This window comes from Clostridium sp. BSD9I1 (genome assembly GCF_900185645.1).
Taxonomy (GTDB): Bacteria; Bacillota; Clostridia; order Clostridiales; family Clostridiaceae; genus Clostridium_AK.
In genome coordinates this window covers 16,017-34,324 of record NZ_FYAM01000024.1, presented here as the reverse complement: position 1 = coordinate 34,324, position 18,308 = coordinate 16,017, and the positions used below count along the sequence as shown (strand labels likewise).

Sequence of the window (18,308 nt, the reverse complement as noted above, 5' to 3'; positions counted from 1 at the left end):
TTGCTTCAGGAGAAGGATTATAATTCTTTTTGTCGAATATATAAAATAAAACGGATATTTTGTTGCAAAATCATATAAAAGTTTATTATAATTAAAAGGTTAGGTGAAATAAATAATTGATATCGGAAGATGTCGTTCAAAAGGTAAAAGAATCTAGTGATATAGTAGATGTGATAGGACAGTCAGTAAAGTTAAAAAGAGCTGGCAAGTATTATGTTGGGTTATGCCCATTTCATAATGAGAAATCTCCTTCCTTTACTGTAACACCGGATAAGCAAATCTACAAGTGCTTTGGCTGTGGTGAAGCTGGGAATGTCATAAGTTTTGTTATGAAAACCAGAAATATATCATTTACAGATGCAGTACAGGTTCTTGCAGATAAAGCAAACATAACTATAACTCATGGTAACAATAATGTGCAACAACAAAATAATTTAAAATTGTATAACATAAATGTAGAAACAGCTAGATTTTATTTTTATAATTTAAGAAAAAATAAAAATGCAATGCAGTACTTATCAAAGAGAGGTGTCACCACTCAAATAATAAATAAGTTTGGCCTTGGATATGCCTCAGATAGTTGGAATTCCCTAATTAAATTTCTTAAAGGGAAGGGTTATACTGAACTCGATATGTTAAACGCAGGGCTTATTATAAAAAGTGAAAAAGGAACTTTTTATGATAGATTTAGAAATAGAATAATATTTCCTGTGTTTGATTATAGGAATAAGGTAATTGGTTTTGGAGGAAGAGTATTAGATAATTCCAAACCTAAGTACTTAAATTCGCCTGAGACTCCAATATTCCACAAGGGAACTAATTTATATGGCCTGAATTTTGCAAGTAAGGATGTTAGGGACAGAACACTTATAATTGTAGAAGGATATATGGATTGTATATCACTTTATCAATATGGAATAAATTATGCTGTAGCTTCATTAGGTACGGCTCTTACACCATCTCAAGCAAAGCTTTTGAAGAGATTTGTAGATAAAATAATTATTTCATATGATGCAGATGCCGCAGGGCAAAATGCAACATTAAGGGGACTTGATATCTTAAAGGATGAAGGGCTTGAAGTTAAGGTTCTTATAGTTCCAGATGGAAAGGATCCGGATGAGTATCTAAAAAACCACGGAAGAGAGGCATTTGTAAATTTAATAGAAGATGCTCTTCCAATTGTGGATTATAAATTAGGTAAGATAGAAGAAAAAACCAACTTTCAAAACTCACAAGAAGTAGTAAAATATACAGAAGAAGCAGCTGAAGTAATCAGAAATCTTCATCCAGTAGAAAAGGATAAATATATAAAGAAAATTTCAACTAAGGTAAAATTAAGTGAAGAAATTCTATACCAAATAGTTAATAAAAAACACCAAAAGGATGGAAATAGTCAAGGTGAAGTGAATATTGAATCCATTTTGGGAAATAAATTATATATAGAACCTACATATATAAAGGCAGAGAGACTTCTTATAAGGATAAGTATAAAAAAGAGAGAATTAACTTCTTATATTAAGGATAGGATTAAAATAGAGGATATGATATTAGAATCTCATCAATATATATTTAATACTATACTAGAAAATGCAAATTTATCTTTAGAAGAAATAGGGAATAAAGTTGAATTAAATAGTCAGAAGTCTGAAATCATAAAGGAGTGGGTAAGTATACTTCAAAGTGATATAAGCAATGAAGAAATAGATTACAAGTTGCTTATAGATGATTGCATACGGGAAATAAAAAGATATAAGCTAGAAGAGAAAAAGAATGAAATAATGTCAAGAATAAAAGAATATGAAGCCAATGGTAATGTAACTGAATCCATGAAAGTTGCTAAAGAGCTTATGAATGTTCAAAAGCAGCTAAATGGCTTGCAGTAAGGGCGGAAGGAGGCCATATATACAATGAAAGATAAAAATGAAAAGATGCAACTTGTAAAAAAGCTTATTGAAAAAGGGAAAAAAAGCGGGAGCTTAACCTATAAAGAAGTTATGGATGAATTAGAGGATGTAGAGTTAAGCCCTGAACAAATAGAAAAGATATATGAAGTATTAGAATCTATGGGCATAGATGTTATAGGTGACATACAAGATTCAGAGGTGCCACATGAGGAAGAGTTAGATTTATCAATTCCTGAAGGTATTGCAATAGATGACCCTGTAAGAATGTACTTAAAGGAAATAGGTAAGGTTCCGTTACTGTCTTCAGAAGAGGAAATGGATTTAGCTCAAAGAATAGAAAATGGAGAACAAGCAGCTAAGAAAAAACTTGCAGAAGCTAATTTAAGACTTGTAGTAAGCATAGCTAAAAGGTATGTTGGACGTGGTATGCTATTTTTAGATCTTATACAAGAAGGAAATTTGGGACTTATAAAGGCTGTAGAAAAATTTGATTATAGAAAAGGTTTTAAGTTTAGTACCTATGCTACATGGTGGATTAGACAGGCGATAACAAGAGCTATAGCTGACCAGGCAAGAACTATTAGAATACCAGTTCACATGGTAGAAACTATAAATAAATTAATAAGAGTTTCAAGACAGCTATTACAAGAACTAGGAAGGGAGCCAATTCCAGAAGAAGTAGCAAAGGAAATGGAAATGCCTGTAGATAAAGTAAGAGAGATAATGAAAATAGCTCAAGAACCTGTTTCTCTTGAAACGCCAATAGGAGAAGAAGAAGATAGCCATTTAGGTGACTTCATTCCAGATGATGATGCACCGGCACCAGCAGAAGCTGCCGCCTTTACAATGCTTAAAGAACAACTCATAAATGTACTAGATACACTAACTCCAAGAGAAGAAAAGGTATTAAGACTTAGATTTGGATTAGATGATGGAAGAGCAAGAACGCTTGAAGAAGTGGGAAAAGAGTTTAATGTAACACGAGAAAGAATAAGACAGATAGAAGCAAAAGCTTTAAGAAAGCTGAGACATCCAAGTAGAAGTAAAAAATTAAAGGATTATTTAGATTAATATTAGGAAAGCACCTTAGGGTGCTTTATTTCTTTGAAAAGTTGGAAAGTAAAGAAAGGAAAGTGTGTATGGAATTAAGTTTAAGATTAAGAACCATTTGTAGTATGATTGATAATTGCAAAACTATAGCAGATATAGGCACTGATCATGGATATATTCCAATATATCTTATAAAAAATAAAATGTGTGAATTTGCTATAGCTTGTGATATAAATAAGGGACCATTAGAAAAGGCTGAAGAAAATATAAAGCTAGAAAATTTAGAAGGTAATATAAGCCTTAGATTAGGTTCTGGATTTGACGTTATAACCCCAGGAGAAGCAAATGCAGCTATAATAGCAGGAATGGGAGGACACTTAATAAAAGATTTGATTGAAAGTGGAATGGAAGTATTTAAATCCTTAGATTACTTAATACTTCAGCCGGTACAAAATCCTGATGTTTTAAGAAAATATATATATGATAGTGGATTTGAAGTTGTAAAAGAAGAATTATGTATTGACGAAAAAATATTTTATGAGATAATAAAAATTAGATATGCAAATGCAAATGAAAATATTAGAAAAGTTCAAAATGATATATTTTATGAAGTAAGCTATGATTTAATTAAACAAAAGCATCCATTAGTAAATAATTTCATACAGTATAAGATAAATAGATATAGAAATATACTTGAATATATACAAGAAGACTCTTCACTAGCAAACTTAAGAAAAAAAGAAGTTAAAGAAAAAATTTATAAATTGGAGGAGTTGTTGAGATAATGTCTCTAAAAATACAAGATATAGCAAATATAATCGAAGAATTTGCTCCAATAAAATTAAAAGAAGACTTTGATAATGTAGGTCTTATGGTAGGAGATGCACAAAAGGAAGTAACTTCTATCTTAATAGCTTTAGATTGTACTTTAGATGTTATTCAAGAAGCAAGTGATAGAGGCTGTAATCTTATAATTTCCCATCATCCTTTACTTTTTAAAAGACCATCTTCTATAACAACAGAGACTATCTTAGGAAAGAAAATAATAAGTCTTATAAAAAATGATATAAGTCTTTATTCAAGTCATACTAATTTAGATGCAACAAAGGATGGCATAAATGATATAATAATGAGTTTATTAGACTTTAAAAACTACGAAATTATTTCTCCAAATAAGAATAGTACGGATAATTTTACGGGATTAGGTAGAATGGCTACGTTAAGCACGCCAGTTACACTAGATGAACTTTGTGATAGAGTGAAAGATTCTTTAGATATAATATCTTTAAAATACATAGGAGATGAAAAAAAGTTAATAAAGAAAGTTGCCGTTATAAATGGAAGTGGGAATGACTTCTTAATAAAAGCTAAGGAATTAGGGGCAGAGTGTATAATCACAGGGGATACTACATATCATTATGCTTCAGATTTAGCTGAAGAGGGGATTTGCTTAATAGACGCAGGACATTTCCATACAGAATGGCCAGGTATGCAAATAGTTGGAAAGTGGTTAAAAAACAGAATAAAATTAATGGGACATAATATAGAGATAATTCCATCAAATAAAACTGTATGTCCGTATAAGTATAAATAGAAATGAGTAGGTGTCTGTTCAAATGAATGGATATCTATTCATTTTTGTTTTTTATTATATAAATTGTCAATCAAATAATGATAAAGCAACATATTAATCATTTAATATTTAAGGAGGACTAAGATATGAGTTTAAATAAAAATATTTATGAATTACAGAATGAGTACAATAAAATGAGTGAATGTGATGAAATTTTAAATAATAATTCATATAAGTATGAGTTGAAAAAGTTAAAGAAGGAATTTGAAAATTTGAAAATTGAACTTATAAATAAAAATGAATGTTTGCAACAAATAAAACAGGAAATACTTGAACTTAATGTCAATATAAATAATTTAAAAAAGGAAATAGAAGAAGGAAATTATAACTTATATAATAAAGCAGGATCTAATTTAAAGCTTATTGATATTATTAATAATAAGCTAAATAATGATAAAAAGATGCTTATAGAGTTAGATAATAAGATTATAGGTATGTTAGAGAGAGAAGAAAAAATACAAGAGGAAAGAAAAATATTAAGAGAAAAGCTAGATAATATTAAAGAAGATTTTTATAACTATAAGGAAAAAGAGGTCAATAAAGTGAATCAGGCTAACACAGATAAGGAGCTTATTGAAAAGAAAATTAGTAATATAAGAGGGAATATACCTAAGAAGTATTTAGAGATATTTGATGAAATAAAAAGTAGAAATAAAAAGGTTGCAGTAAAGTTAAATGATAGAATATGTGGAGGATGCAAAATTGAGGTGTCAGCGCTAACGATAGATAATATAAATAAAGATAATGAAATAACATTTTGTGATAACTGTGGTAGAATATTATTTTCCGATAATAAATCAGAAAATAAATAAATAAGTAATTGAAATAAATAGATTTTCAATCTATGGATAATATTTTTTAAGTAATAGTTAATATTACCAGCAAAAAATAGGTTGATTTTTATATTCAATGTGTTATAATAGAATTCGCGAGTAAGCCAGACAGTCGCTGCTGTGGAAACACAGGAGAGGAAAGTCCGAGCTCCGTAGGGCAGGGTGCTGGGTAATACCCAGTCAGGGTGACCTGAAGGAAAGTGCAACAGAGATATACCGCCTATTTTATATAGGTAAGGGTGGAAAGGCGAGGTAAGAGCTCACCAGCGCATAGGCGACTATGCGGCTATGTAAACCCCATCTGGAGCAAGATCGAATAGGGAAGCATTATGGGATTGCCCGTCCCGCTTCCGGGTGTATCGCTTGAGCCTATTGGTAACGATAGGCCTAGATAGATGACTGTTTAACACAGAACTCGGCTTATAGACTTAGTCGCAACATGAAAAGCATCAGGTTAACGCCTGATGCTTTTGTGTTTTATAAATTTAATGATGTATTAATTATAATATCTATTTTGGGACAGACAAAAATATTAATCCTTTTTCATAGCCATTAAATAATAGTCTGTTCCAAATTCAGAGTTAAATTGATTTTCTACCTCTCTAATTCTTTTTTCTTGTTGTTCCTGCAAAGAAGCAAACACAAGGTTTTTGTTAGAGTTTGTATTGTTATTATTCATATTTATCACCTCATCTTTAATTGTTTCCAGCAGATTTAATAAATATGTATTAATGAGTTAGAATTTTTGAAAGTACTAAAAAATAAGAGGAGTTGGGTATATGGGGGTATTAATGAATAATTTGGATTATAAGACTTTATTTTGATACAAAAAGCATCAGGTTAATGCCTGATGCTTTTATATCTCTACTCAAGTGAACTTGGTATGTCCTCTTTTTTTAACAAATCTCTTATTTCGGCCAATAACTGAATATCAGCTGGAGGAGCAGGCGGTTCCACTGGCTTAACATCTTCAATTTTTTCACGCCTAAATTTATTTAATGTTTTTACAACCATAAAAATAGAAAATGCAATTATTAAAAAGTCAACAATGTTTTGTATAAATTGTCCATAATTTAAAGTTATAGCAGCGTGTTTACCCTCAGCAGCCTTTAAAGTTGTATTAAGAGATGTAAAGTTTACTCCTCCAGTTAATATACCTATAACAGGCATTACGATGTCATTTACTAGTGAAGAAACTATTTTATTAAAGGCGCTACCTATGATAACACCTACCGCTAAATCTACTACATTCCCTTTCATAGCAAATTCTTTAAATTCTTTTAGCATTCAATCACTCCTTGATAATTTTGGCTTAAGTATGATTATATTATATTTAAACTTAAAAACATAGTCAAAGCAAATTTTAATTAACATAATTTACAATATAATACCTTGCTATATAAAAATCATCTTATTATAATATATTTTAATAGGATGATTAAGGAGGAAGTATGAATTTCATTGGATATAGAACACTAAAAACTGCAGTAGGTGCATTTTTAGCTATGATTATAGCAAAAGAAATAGGACTAAAGTATTCCGTAGCTGCAGGTATAATTACTATTTTGAGTATACAAACAACTAAAAGACAGTCGTTACAGGTTGCCATTAAAAGAGTGATTGCATCCATACTTGCGTTAGGTATTTCCTTTATAGATTTTAATATCTTAGGGTATAATGAAATAGCTTTTGGGATTTTTATATTAATTTTTATACCTTTAACAGTAAAGTTAAAAGCCGAGGACGGAATAGTTGTAAGTTCGGTACTTGTAACTCATTTACTAGTAGAAAAATCTACAGATATTTATTGGATCAGAAATGAACTAGGGCTTATGTTTATAGGAATTGGAGTAGCTTTGATATTAAATCTTTATATGCCAAGTATAGAAGTCCAAATAAAAAAGGATCAAGTTTATATTGAAAAAACTATGAAAGATATTTTTATGAAAATGGCAGAAGCAATGAGGGGAGAAGAAACTGATATAAGAAATAAACAATCCATTAGAAGTTTTGAAAAGAAATTAAATAATGCTAGATCACGTGCCTATGATAATTTGAATAATTATTTTACAAAAGATATGAGCTATTATGTAAAGTATATGGAAATGAGAATAAGGCAGTTTGAAGTTATAAAAAGAATGATAAAGAGTTTTAGAAAGTTTTTTGAAACCTATGAACAAACCATTATGATAGCAGATTTTACGGAAAAAGTAGCACGTTCAATATATGAAGAAAACACTGCAGAAAAACTCATAAAGGATTTATATAAATTAAAAAGTATATTTAGAGCAATGCCTCTTCCAACAACTCGGGAGGAATTTGAAAACAGAGCATCATTATTTGAATTTTTAGATGATATGGAGCACTTTTTAAAGATAAAACGTAAGTTTAAAAGAAAATGGGGAGCTAGTATCTAGCTCCTATTTCAAAATCTGTTCTTTTAATCTTTGACCTGTAGGAGTATCAGCAATGCCTCCTAAGGCTGTTTCTCTGAGTTCCATAGGAAGCTGTCTCCCAACTTTATACATAGCAGCAATGGTTTCATCAAAAGGAATAACACTTTTAATGCCTGCCATAGCCATGTCTGCAGATGTTAAAGCATTTACTACACCATTTGCATTTCTTAGGGCGCAAGGAACTTCTACAAGCCCTGCAACTGGATCACATACAAGTCCCATTATATTTTGAATGCAAATCGTAGATGAGTGTAAACTCTGACTAGGAGTACCACCCATCATTTCAACTATTGCTGCAGAAGCCATAGCAGCTGCCGAGCCACATTCTGCCTGGCAGCCACCTTCGGCTCCAGATACGCTGGCATTTTTAGCTATGATTACTCCTACTGTAGAAGCTGTAAATAGGGCTTTTATCATATCATCTTCACTTTTATTTAACTTTTCACCAGCAGAAATTATAGCGGCTGGAAGGATTCCGCAGGAGCCTGCAGTAGGACATGCGACTATTTTACCCATAGCAGCATTTACCTCAGAAGAAGAAAGAGCACGGGCCATGGCTTTAGTTACAAACTCTCCTGTAAGACTTAAGCTGCCTTGAGAATATTTATAGAGTCTATGAGCATCGCCTCCAATAAGGCCACTTACAGATATTACTTCTGTATGAAGAGCTTCATTTGATGAGTTTATCATGACCTGAAAGTTTTTTCTCATTTTTTCAAATATAACATCCTGAGAAAGTCCACTTTCTTCACTTTCTGCTTCTAAGGCATACTCCCATATGCTTATGTTTTTTTCATCGCATACTTTTACTAATTCTTCACCAGTATTTACAAACATTTTCTAACTCTCCCTTTATATTAAATTTTTATAATTTAAGTTTATAATAGACAATTTGTTTTATAGTTGCTAGTCTCTAGTCGCTAATCGTTATGTATATATTACTATCTACTAAGGTAATTTATTGGCTTATGTAGTATCTAGTATTAAACTAAAATTTAGAGACTAGGGATCAGAGAGTAGCGATTTTAAAATGCTTTGCATTTTTATTATATCCTAAAAATAAAAAATGGTGGAGTAAAATATGAAATATCTTTAAATATATCATTGTAAACAAAAAATAGAAAGCCATCTAATAGATGACTTTCATTAAAAATTATAATTTACGATATACTACTTTATTTCAGTTCCATCTTCTACTTCTATAGGTGCATACATCATGTTCATTAAATCTACAAAGTCTATAGAGTTTTTATCATTTAATGCTGGTATATTAATGTCTACAGTTTCGTTGATTTTAGTTAGGTTTGTATTAAAGTTTACGTTTAAGTTTAATACACCTTTTAAAGCAGATGATGGTTCTGGAGATAATGCACTAAACTTAGCTAAATCAACTTTTAAATCCATAGATCCAGTTTCATATATAGCATGGCCGTTTTCATTTAAGTAATAATCTATGGAGATACCTTTGCTGCCTAATAATTCTAATGAAGATAGTTTATTTACAAAATTACTGTATTGCAAACTTACATATGGCATACTTGATATTAAGTTATCCATTTCAACTTTGAAATCAGGCTTAGCTTCACCTTCAGGGGTAGGCATAGCATCAGTAATAGCGTTCATATATGATACTATAAACTCTTTAACAGCATCCTTTTGTATAAAGTTTAAAGCGTTATTTCCGGTATAGCTCATAAGTGAAGATAAAGTGCTATTATTTAGTGTAAGTCTATAAACTTCAGCATTTCTTCCATCAGGTGTTTTAGTTACATCTGATAGCTTTGAAATTATGTTAAGGTTAGGTTTGTAACCTAAAGTATATTCTTTGGCTAAGGCTTCTATTTGAGGAGTAAATTCTTCAACGACTTTATTTAACTTTTCAAAGTCTATAGTAGTTTCTTTAGGATCAGACATTTGTCCCATTTTATTGAAATCAAGTATTAGGTAGTCTTTATCTTTAAGAGCTGCCATATTTGGATCAGATTCTGCTATTGGCGCTATCGTTTCCTTAGGAAGCTTATAAAGCATTTTCATATTGTTACTTGAGTAATCAAGCCACATTAAAGTTTCTTGTGCAGGCATAGCACCCATCATTCCACCAAATTTTACTGTACTTCTTACTTCTTCTTTAACTGTAGTTTTAGTTGGAGAATTAACTTTAACATTAGAGGTAAAATCTATCTTATTGCCGATCATAGATACCATTTGATTGTAGCCTTCCTGCATTTCTGAGGATAAACCAGAAGCTGAAAAGCTTATTGCTGTATTAGAGGAAGCTTCTACAGATTGCATTTGTTTTGCTTCGCTTAATTTACTCCAAAATGTTTGGCCCTCTTTTGTATTTGGAGTAGGTTGATTTAAAGTGTCTTCAATGGATTTACTTATAGAACCTATTTCTCCAAGGATATATTGAGAAGTGTAAGTTGTACCACTTAAATATTGAGTTTGTGAACTAAAGTCCTTGCCATTTGAAAGAATTATTGGAGCATTTAATTTAGCGGCTAAGACACTTCCAGCTAAAGCATCAGAGAGGTTCTCTCCAGAAGCTATTACAGCATTATTAGTATCTAAATTAAATGCATTACATACTGCTAAATTAGTAAGATATTTAGTATTACCTGAAATTCTTACTATATCAGTATCAGTTAACGAAGGATTAATAGCTTGTACCTGTGAAATTATTTTAGAAGAAAGCATACTTTCTCCACCGATTATATAAACCTTGGAAGGTTTTATCTTATTAAGTTGTGATTTTATAGTATCAGAAATAGAATCTTTAGTACTCATAATAATAGGATATCCCTTTATAGCTGATATACTAGAGATACTTAATGCATCAGCAAAAGCATTGGAATTTACTATAAATACAGGAGTACCTTCTTTGACAGAAAGCTTACTTAGAATGTTACTATTTGTTTCAAATCTACTATTTCCAGCCAATCTTTCTACGTTATATCCTAGAGTTTTGATTTTATTTTCTATTTCAGTATTTACACTTGCAGTTCCTCCAAGGATATATACTTTACCTGAAGCTTTTAAATACTTTTGAATATAATCAAATGCATAGTTGTTATCTTTTTCAGTCTTTCCCATAAGAAGAAGAGGTGAATTTAGATTTTTAGCAAGTAAACTTCCATTTAATGCATCAGCAAATCCTTCACCACTTGCTATTACTACATTGTCTAAGGAATTTGCAGCATTATTAAAGTTTTCAGCAATAGCATAAGCAGTGGCATAGCGGTTCTCTCCACCAAGTCTATTTTCTACTTTAGCACTAGCAGGGCTTGTACAAGTAACACTAAGCATTACCGCTAGGGTAGCTGATGCCACTAAAGCCTTAATTTTTTTCATAATATAATCTCTCCTTTATGTTTATAAAAAATTACTTCCTACTAATTTTTGAATTAATAGGAAGTTTATCCCTCAATTAGATTATACATCTAATGTTAGTAAATATAAAGAATAATTTAAATTAACTGATTGTAATCTTTAAGGTCTTAATTCGTTTATCTTCTGCTTTTTCAATTTTAAATGTTATATTTTCATATTCTACTATTTCATTATCGTTAGGCATAGCTCCTAATAAATTTACCACAAATCCTCCTATAGTATCTGCATTATCTGTAGGTAAATTTAAATGAAATACTTCATTTATTTCGTCTATAGATAAAAGTCCATCTATCATATATGTATTTGGATCAATTTTAGTAATACTCATATGCATTTCATCATATTCATCGAATATATTTCCCACTATTTCTTCTAATAAATCTTCCATAGTAACAATACCTGAAAATCCACCGTATTCATCTATAAGTATTGTCATATAGGTTTTGTCCTTTTGCATTTCTTTAAAAAGTACATCTATAGGTTTAGTTTCAGGTACAAAATAAGCAGGTCTTAAAAGTTTTGTTAAATCTTCAGCTAGGAATTTATTATGTCTTAGCCCAAAGAATAAGTCCTTAACGTAGAGTATGCCTATTATATTATCTACATCTTCTTCATATACTGGAACTCTTGAGTATTTCTCTTCCAATATCTTATCTAAAACATCTTCAGTAGGCGCAGTTAAATCTACGGCAAATACATTAGTTCTTGGAGTCATAATTTCCTTTGCTAAAGTATCGTCAAAATCAAATATGCCATTTATCATTTCTTTTTCAGTTTCATTTATAACACCAGTTTCTTGACCGACCTCTATCATCATCTTTATTTCTTCAACTGAAACATCTTCTTCGATATTATCGCTATTTATTCCAAATAATCGTCCTAGTACGCTAGTAGAAAAAGTGAGTATTTTAACAAAAGGAAGCGCTGCTTTCGAAAAATAAACTATAGGTTTTATCACAGATAAAGCAATATTTTCCGAATTTTGAAGAGCTATTCTCTTTGGTAAAAGTTCTCCAAATACTAGTGTTATATATGAAAGAAGTATTGTTACAATTATTAAAGCAATATTAGAGCTTCCAGGAATATTTAAATTGTTAAGAATCTTAGTTAAAGGTGCAGAAAGCTTTGTGGCAGCAGAAGCACTGGCCAAAAATCCTGCTACAGTTATACCAACTTGAATAGTTGCTAGAAATTTACTAGGCTCATTAGTTAACTTTAAAAGAAGTTTTGCCTTAGAATTATCTTCATCTTCCGCCATACGAGTAATTTTATTTTTATTTATAGACACTATTGCCATTTCAGAAGCGGCAAAAAATGCATTTATAAGTACAAGTACTAAAATAAACAACAAATCAGGTAAAATACTGGGGGAATCATTCATTAAATATAACAGTCCTTTCCAATTAAATAGTATATATATTAAATCATATATTTGGTAAAATTACAATATTTACAACCTATAGAATACATGGTGTATTTATTGTAAAATTAGTATGTGGAATTAATATAAAGAAAAAACAAAAAATATAAAAATTTTTGATTTATAATTATATATTTTTAATTATCAGGAGGAATAATAAATGGCTCATATGAATTTTTCTACGGCTAACTGTAAAAATTGTTATAAATGTTTAAGGACATGTCCTGTTAAAGCTATAAGATTTAAAAATGAACAAGCTGAAATAGTGGAAAAAAGATGCATTGGATGTTCTCATTGTCTTGTTATATGCCCACAAAATGCAAGATATATAGAAAGCGATCTGGATAAAGTTAAAAGTGCAATAAGCTCAAAAAAAAGAATTATAGCATCGCTTGCTCCATCCTTTGCAGGGTATATTGACGCAGACTATAAAAAGTTCATAGGAGCATTAAAAAAGCTTGGAATTGAAGTTGCTACAGAAACCTCTCTAGGGGCGGAAAGAGTGACGCAGGAATACAAAAAATATATTAAGGAGAATAAAAAGGAAATATATATATCTACCTGTTGTCCATCAGCGAATTACTTAGTGCAAAAATATTATCCAACATTAATACCTTATATAATACCTGTGGTAACTCCTATGACAGCCTCTGGAAAGATATTGAAGGATGTTTATGGGCAGGATAGCTTTGTGGTGTTTATAGGCCCTTGTACTGCAAAAAAGATAGAAGCAGATAAAGATGAAAATGAAAATGTAGATGGAGTTCTAACTTATGAAGAAGTCTTGAATTGGATGAATGAGGAAAAAATAAACTTAGAAGATATAGATAGTCAAGAGTTTTATAATGTTTCTTCAAATGATTCTAGATATTATCCTATCACGGGTGGTATTTTAAATGCTATTGGAGAAATAGATAATACCCGTGGGTTTCAGAAAATATCTGTTTCAGGGTTAGAAGAGTGTATGGAGGTTTTTGATTCTTTGTCTAAAGGAGAAATAACAAATGTACTTTTAGAAGTTAGTGCTTGCTCAGGAAGCTGCATCGGAGGTCCGAGCAGTATAAAAGGGAATAATGGATATTTTAAAAGACTTTCAAGAGTTAAAAGTTATATTGAGAGCAAAGAGGAGCCTACTAAAAGTGGTGATTATATAGTTAAAGATGACATTGATTTTTACTGTGAATTTAAAGATGAATCCTTAGGGAAAAATAATCCACATGAAGAATATTTAAAGGCAATAATGAAAAGTATGGGTAAGTTTAGCCCAGATGATGAATTAAATTGCGGGGTATGTGGATATGATACCTGTAAAGATAAGGCAATTGCTATATATGAAAATATGTCAGAACCTACTATGTGCCTTCATTATATGCGAAACAAGGCTGAAAAAATTACTAATATGATATTTAAAAACTCAAATGCAATAATGATATTACTAGACGGTGAACTAAATATAAAGGAAATAAATCCAGCGGGAGAGCAGCTTTTCCTCGTAAAAAATGAAAATATAAAGGATAAGCCAATATCTGCGCTTATGCAAGATGAAGATTTTATGTATGTAAAAGAAACAATGGATAGCATAAAAGCTAAGAGAGTTGTACTTTTCAAATATAATGCAGTGCTTATAGAGAGTATAGTGTATTTAGAAAAGGAAGATTTGATACTTGCAATAATGGTAAATGTTATGGAGGAAGAGAAGAAAAGACAGGCTCTAGTTAAAGTTAAGGAGAATACATTGAATGCAGCTCAAGAAGTCATAGAAAAACAAATGAGGGTAGCTCAGGAAATAGCAAGTCTTTTAGGAGAAACCACTGCAGAAACAAAGCTTATACTTACAAAGCTTAAAAAGGTTGTAGAGGGGGAAGAAGGTGAAATTAGATGAGTCTTTTTTTCGATGTTGCATTTCAAAGCCTTGTTAAATATAATGAAGAGCTTTGTGGAGATATAGTACAGGTTGTAAGACTTAAGGACAGACTTATAGTAGTTATGGCAGATGGTTTAGGAAGCGGAGTCAAAGCTAACATTTTAGCAACGCTTACAGCAAAGATAACATCTACAATGTTAAAAGGGGGAGCTGATATATACGAAACTATGGATACCGTAGTAAATACACTACCGATTTGTAAAGAAAGAAACATAGCATATGCTACGTTTACTTTAGTGCAGATATACGAAGACGGAGAAACATATTTAGTTGAGTATGAAAACCCATCATTTATACTTGTAAGATCAGGAAGCCGCATGGATATGCCTAAAAAAGAAATTGTTATAAATGAAAAAAAAATCGTGGAAAGTAGATTTTATATTAAAGAAGGAGATGCCATTGTTATATTAAGTGATGGAGTTGTAAATGCAGGACCAGGAAATACAATGAATATGAATTGGAGCATAGATAATATAAGAGATTACCTAGAAAGAAGCATATCAGATCAAATTGATGCAAAAAGCACAACAGAGGATTTAATAGATATAACCTACAGTTTATATGGCGGAAGATGCTATGATGATGCCACAGTAGTTACTATTAAAGCGGTAATGCCTAAATATGTAGATTTATTTACAGGACCTCCATTAAATAAAGAAGTAGATTCAAAGCTTATAAAAGAATTTATGAAATCTCGAGGTAAAAAAATAATATGTGGAGGAACTGCGGGAAATATTGCAGCAAGGGAGCTTAAAAGAAAAATTAAGATAAGTACAGAAAAAATATATAATGGGGTACCACCAACAGGGAGAATGGAAGGAATAGATCTAATAACTGAAGGAGTAGTTACATTAAATAGAGCCATAGAAAATATTAAAAAATATAAAGATAATTTCGATAATGGAAATAAAGGAATGAAGATAATTGGAGAAGATGGGGCTTCAAAACTTACAAGAATACTTATAAATGAATGTACGCATTTAACTTTATGGATAGGAAAAGCTACAAATCCTGCCCATAAAAAGGATGACTTTCCAAAAGAGCTAAGTATAAAATTAAAACTAATAAAGGAACTTAGAGATATAATGGTGGAGCTCGGGAAAAAAGTAGAAGTGAAGGAGATATAAATACTAAATAATAATTAAATTAGGTATATGTTTTAATAATTGAATTAATTGATTAATGATATTTGAGATGTTTATAACATTCAAGATGATAAATTATAAAAAAATTAAAAACCTGTTGACATTATACTGACTGTGATTTAGAATTGGATTACAGTCAATGATCAGAAAGAGTAGATATGGAAGTTTAGTTTTAGCGAATCTGGGGTGGTGCAAGCCAGGTACTGTAGTCTATATTGAATGGGTCTGTGAGATGAAATGCCAATTAGGTTTAAATTGCAATTGCCTATAGTAGCATTATCCGGGAATCCACCGTTAAAAGGATAGGATATCGAGAAAATCTGTATCTGATAAAGATGATTTTATATTTAGGTGGCATAACGAGTGCAACACTTCGTCCTAGCAGGGATGAAGTGTTTTTTATTTTATAAATGTGCTACTGTAATGTAAAATTAATATGGGTGGTACCACGGCCACTTCGTCCCATTATTTGGACGAAGTGGCTTTTTTTGTTTATAAAGGAGGGGGACATTATGATTAACATTACTAAAGAACAGTTTGAAAAGTTAAAAAAGGAAGGAGCGGTTTTCCCAGTTGTTTTAGAAGCTAATGGTGATGAAGTGACACCGATAAACATTTTTTATAGTCTTAAAGGCAGTAATCGGTGTTTATTAGAGAGTGTATTTAATGATAAACAATGTGGAAGATATTCTTTTATTGGGGCAGAACCTTATATGACTATTACAAGTAATAAAGATAATATAACAATAAGAAAAAATAAGGATGAGATAGAGAATAAAAAAGGTAAAGTATTAGAGGTTTTAAAGGAGTTATTAAAGGTAAATTATAATCCTTTAGGTTCTAAAATTCCGTTTAGTGGAGGAGCTATAGGATATGTAGGCTATGATGTTATAAGACAATATGAAATGCTTCCAGATAATAATGTCAAAGAAATAGATATTCCTGAAGCTGCGTTAACTTTTTATAAAACCGTTATATGTTATGACCATTATAGGCACAAGATTTATTATATTTATAATGTTCAAAAGGAAGATAAAGATTATGATGAAATATATATAAGGCTTAATAAATTAAATGAAGCTACAAAGAAATTTGAAGGCAAATTCCCATTGTCATTATCAGAAAATCAAGAATTTTCTTCGAACCTAACTGAAAAAGAATACTGCAATATGGTAGAAAAGGCTAAGGAATATATTAGAAAAGGTGATATTTTCCAAGTAGTACTTTCACAAAGGCTTTATGTAAAAACTAATTCTAATGCTTTTGAAATATATAGAAGGCTTAGAAGTGCGAATCCATCGCCGTATCTTTTTTATATTGAATTTGATGGTTTCCAAGTAGTTGGTTCTTCACCAGAAAGCCTAGTAAGTGTTCAAGAAGGTATTGTTACAACAAACCCAATTGCAGGAACAAGACCAAGGGGAAGAACTGATGAGGAAGATAAGACTTTAGAAGAAGAACTACTAAAAGATGAAAAGGAAGTAGCTGAGCACATAATGCTAGTAGATTTAGGTAGAAATGACATTGGGAAAATAAGTGAATTTAGTTCTGTAAAAGTTAATAGATTTATGGAGGTAGATCACTATTCCCATGTAATGCATATAGTTTCAACGGTGTCTGGAAAACTTAAAGAAGGGTTAGATTGTTTTGATGCTTTAATAGCGTGCCTACCAGCAGGCACGGTTTCAGGAGCTCCTAAAATAAGAGCTATGGAGATAATAGATGAATTAGAAAAGATAAAGAGGGTACTATATTCTGGTGCTTTGGGATACTTTTCCTATGATGGAAATATGGATGTATGTATAGCAATAAGAACTTTAGTTATTAAAGATAACTATGCTTATGTACAGGCTGGGGCAGGAATAGTATATGATTCTGTTCCAGAAATGGAATACAAAGAAACTTTAAATAAGGCAAGAGCTTTGAGAGAGGTGATTTAAATGCTTTTATTAATAGATAATTACGATTCATTTACTTTTAACTTATATCAAATGATTGGAGAAATATATCCCAATATTAAAGTAGTAAGAAATGATGAAATAAAGGTTGAAGATATAAAAAAATTAGATGTAAAAGGAATTATTATTTCTCCAGGACCAGGAACTCCGGAAAAATCAGGAATATCTGTAGAGGTGATTAAGGAATATGGTAAAACTATCCCTATCCTTGGAATATGCTTGGGACATCAAGCTATAGGCTATGCTTTTAATGGTAAAGTATTAGAGGCAGATAAAATAATGCATGGGAAGACATCTTTTATAAAAAATAATGGACAGGGGCTTTTCAAGGGATTAAAAGAAAATTTTAAGGTGATGAGATACCATTCTTTAATTGTGGAAAAAGCTTCATTACCACAAGAATTAGAAGTTACGGCTGAAACAGAAGACGGAGTTATAATGGGACTTAAACATAAGCAATATCCAATATATGGACTGCAATTTCATCCAGAGTCTATTCTTACAGAATACGGCTCTGAGATGTTGAAAAATTTTGTTATGAATGTATTAGCAATTGATGATTGTTATGAACAGAATTAGAAATATAGGAGGGTCA

The 18,308-nt window shown here is 30.9% G+C and carries 15 protein-coding genes, 1 other RNA gene and 1 other annotated feature; of the genes, 11 read left to right on the top strand and 5 right to left on the bottom strand.

The genetic code is table 11. The features are described from left to right. Positions 1-116 precede the first annotated feature (116 nt). The 6 genes from dnaG to rnpB all read left to right on the top strand — a co-directional run bounded on the left by dnaG (position 117) and on the right by rnpB (position 5,859). Positions 117-1,883, top strand: a complete 1,767-nt coding sequence (dnaG, locus tag BSD9I1_RS13580) for a DNA primase (RefSeq protein WP_186430809.1) — start codon at positions 117-119, stop codon at positions 1,881-1,883. A gap of 24 nt (positions 1,884-1,907) precedes the next feature. Beyond that, positions 1,908-2,975, top strand: a complete 1,068-nt coding sequence (rpoD, locus tag BSD9I1_RS13575; RefSeq protein WP_035308477.1) for an RNA polymerase sigma factor RpoD — start codon at positions 1,908-1,910, stop codon at positions 2,973-2,975. Positions 2,976-3,043: 68 nt separating this feature from the next. Beyond that, the gene (locus BSD9I1_RS13570; RefSeq protein WP_186430808.1) at positions 3,044-3,739 is read left to right on the top strand and encodes a class I SAM-dependent methyltransferase; all 696 of its coding nucleotides are present in this window, start codon (positions 3,044-3,046) and stop codon (positions 3,737-3,739) included. After that, the gene (locus tag BSD9I1_RS13565) at positions 3,739-4,548 is read left to right on the top strand and encodes a Nif3-like dinuclear metal center hexameric protein (protein WP_186430807.1); all 810 of its coding nucleotides are present in this window, start codon (positions 3,739-3,741) and stop codon (positions 4,546-4,548) included. Before BSD9I1_RS13570 ends, BSD9I1_RS13565 begins: the two co-directional genes overlap by 1 nt. 125 nt (positions 4,549-4,673) lie before the next feature. Then, complete coding sequence (locus tag BSD9I1_RS13560) at positions 4,674-5,399, top strand: zinc ribbon domain-containing protein (protein WP_186430806.1); 726 nt, start codon at positions 4,674-4,676, stop codon at positions 5,397-5,399. A gap of 117 nt (positions 5,400-5,516) precedes the next feature. Next, an RNA gene (gene rnpB / locus BSD9I1_RS13555) (RNase P RNA component class A) lies at positions 5,517-5,859 on the top strand. Between the two features lie 93 nt (positions 5,860-5,952). Here rnpB and BSD9I1_RS13550 read toward each other — a convergent pair. Next, positions 5,953-6,099: a hypothetical protein gene (locus BSD9I1_RS13550; protein ID WP_035308604.1), complete on the bottom strand. Its 147-nt coding sequence runs from the start codon at positions 6,097-6,099 to the stop codon at positions 5,953-5,955. Between the two features lie 185 nt (positions 6,100-6,284). Continuing rightward, the gene (gene mscL / locus BSD9I1_RS13545; protein WP_186430805.1) at positions 6,285-6,707 is read right to left on the bottom strand and encodes a large-conductance mechanosensitive channel protein MscL; all 423 of its coding nucleotides are present in this window, start codon (positions 6,705-6,707) and stop codon (positions 6,285-6,287) included. A gap of 164 nt (positions 6,708-6,871) precedes the next feature. On the opposite strand from mscL, the gene BSD9I1_RS13540 reads away from it, so the two are divergent. After that, entirely contained in the window at positions 6,872-7,837 is a 966-nt protein-coding gene (locus BSD9I1_RS13540; protein ID WP_186430804.1) for an aromatic acid exporter family protein, read from the top strand. 3 nt (positions 7,838-7,840) lie between these two features. On the opposite strand, the gene sdaAA is transcribed toward BSD9I1_RS13540, so the two are convergent. The 3 genes from sdaAA to BSD9I1_RS13525 all read right to left on the bottom strand — a co-directional run bounded on the left by sdaAA (position 7,841) and on the right by BSD9I1_RS13525 (position 12,647). Further along, positions 7,841-8,713, bottom strand: coding sequence for an L-serine ammonia-lyase, iron-sulfur-dependent, subunit alpha (gene sdaAA / locus BSD9I1_RS13535; RefSeq protein WP_035308609.1), 873 nt, complete (start codon positions 8,711-8,713; stop codon positions 7,841-7,843). Between the two features lie 333 nt (positions 8,714-9,046). After that, positions 9,047-11,227 carry a cell wall-binding repeat-containing protein gene (locus BSD9I1_RS13530; protein ID WP_186430803.1) on the bottom strand — a complete coding sequence of 727 codons (2,181 nt, stop codon included), beginning with the start codon at positions 11,225-11,227 and terminating at the stop codon, positions 9,047-9,049. Positions 11,228-11,348: 121 nt separating this feature from the next. Next, positions 11,349-12,647 (bottom strand): hemolysin family protein, encoded by a 1,299-nt coding sequence (locus BSD9I1_RS13525; RefSeq protein WP_186430802.1) that lies wholly within the window; start codon positions 12,645-12,647, stop codon positions 11,349-11,351. 199 nt (positions 12,648-12,846) lie between these two features. On the opposite strand from BSD9I1_RS13525, the gene BSD9I1_RS13520 reads away from it, so the two are divergent. From BSD9I1_RS13520 to BSD9I1_RS13505, 4 genes are all read left to right on the top strand, one after another. Then, on the top strand, positions 12,847-14,568 hold the full coding sequence (locus BSD9I1_RS13520) for a [Fe-Fe] hydrogenase large subunit C-terminal domain-containing protein (RefSeq protein ID WP_186430801.1): 1,722 nt from the start codon (positions 12,847-12,849) through the stop codon (positions 14,566-14,568). Continuing rightward, positions 14,565-15,737, top strand: coding sequence for a SpoIIE family protein phosphatase (locus BSD9I1_RS13515; RefSeq protein WP_186430800.1), 1,173 nt, complete (start codon positions 14,565-14,567; stop codon positions 15,735-15,737). Before BSD9I1_RS13520 ends, BSD9I1_RS13515 begins: the two co-directional genes overlap by 4 nt. 148 nt (positions 15,738-15,885) lie before the next feature. After that, positions 15,886-16,223 (top strand) — a binding site (T-box leader). Positions 16,224-16,267: 44 nt separating this feature from the next. Next, entirely contained in the window at positions 16,268-17,695 is a 1,428-nt protein-coding gene (gene trpE / locus BSD9I1_RS13510; RefSeq protein WP_186430799.1) for an anthranilate synthase component I, read from the top strand. Next, entirely contained in the window at positions 17,696-18,292 is a 597-nt protein-coding gene (locus tag BSD9I1_RS13505; protein ID WP_186430798.1) for an aminodeoxychorismate/anthranilate synthase component II, read from the top strand. The last annotated feature ends 16 nt before the right edge of the window (positions 18,293-18,308 follow it).

What these genes read in the sequence shown, in the direction of transcription:
- BSD9I1_RS13565 (WP_186430807.1), top strand. Translation starts at nt 3,739, where the DNA reads ATGTCTCTAAAAATACAAGATATAGCAAATATAATCGAAGAATTTGCT.
- rpoD (WP_035308477.1), top strand. Translation starts at nt 1,908, where the DNA reads ATGAAAGATAAAAATGAAAAGATGCAACTTGTAAAAAAGCTTATTGAA.
- BSD9I1_RS13520 (WP_186430801.1), top strand. Translation starts at nt 12,847, where the DNA reads ATGGCTCATATGAATTTTTCTACGGCTAACTGTAAAAATTGTTATAAA.
- BSD9I1_RS13525 (WP_186430802.1), bottom strand. Translation starts at nt 12,647, where the DNA reads ATGAATGATTCCCCCAGTATTTTACCTGATTTGTTGTTTATTTTAGTA.
- BSD9I1_RS13550 (WP_035308604.1), bottom strand. Translation starts at nt 6,099, where the DNA reads ATGAATAATAACAATACAAACTCTAACAAAAACCTTGTGTTTGCTTCT.
- BSD9I1_RS13540 (WP_186430804.1), top strand. Translation starts at nt 6,872, where the DNA reads ATGAATTTCATTGGATATAGAACACTAAAAACTGCAGTAGGTGCATTT.
- sdaAA (WP_035308609.1), bottom strand. Translation starts at nt 8,713, where the DNA reads ATGTTTGTAAATACTGGTGAAGAATTAGTAAAAGTATGCGATGAAAAA.
- BSD9I1_RS13530 (WP_186430803.1), bottom strand. Translation starts at nt 11,227, where the DNA reads ATGAAAAAAATTAAGGCTTTAGTGGCATCAGCTACCCTAGCGGTAATG.
- trpE (WP_186430799.1), top strand. Translation starts at nt 16,268, where the DNA reads ATGATTAACATTACTAAAGAACAGTTTGAAAAGTTAAAAAAGGAAGGA.
- BSD9I1_RS13505 (WP_186430798.1), top strand. Translation starts at nt 17,696, where the DNA reads ATGCTTTTATTAATAGATAATTACGATTCATTTACTTTTAACTTATAT.
- BSD9I1_RS13560 (WP_186430806.1), top strand. Translation starts at nt 4,674, where the DNA reads ATGAGTTTAAATAAAAATATTTATGAATTACAGAATGAGTACAATAAA.
- BSD9I1_RS13570 (WP_186430808.1), top strand. Translation starts at nt 3,044, where the DNA reads ATGGAATTAAGTTTAAGATTAAGAACCATTTGTAGTATGATTGATAAT.
- BSD9I1_RS13515 (WP_186430800.1), top strand. Translation starts at nt 14,565, where the DNA reads ATGAGTCTTTTTTTCGATGTTGCATTTCAAAGCCTTGTTAAATATAAT.
- mscL (WP_186430805.1), bottom strand. Translation starts at nt 6,707, where the DNA reads ATGCTAAAAGAATTTAAAGAATTTGCTATGAAAGGGAATGTAGTAGAT.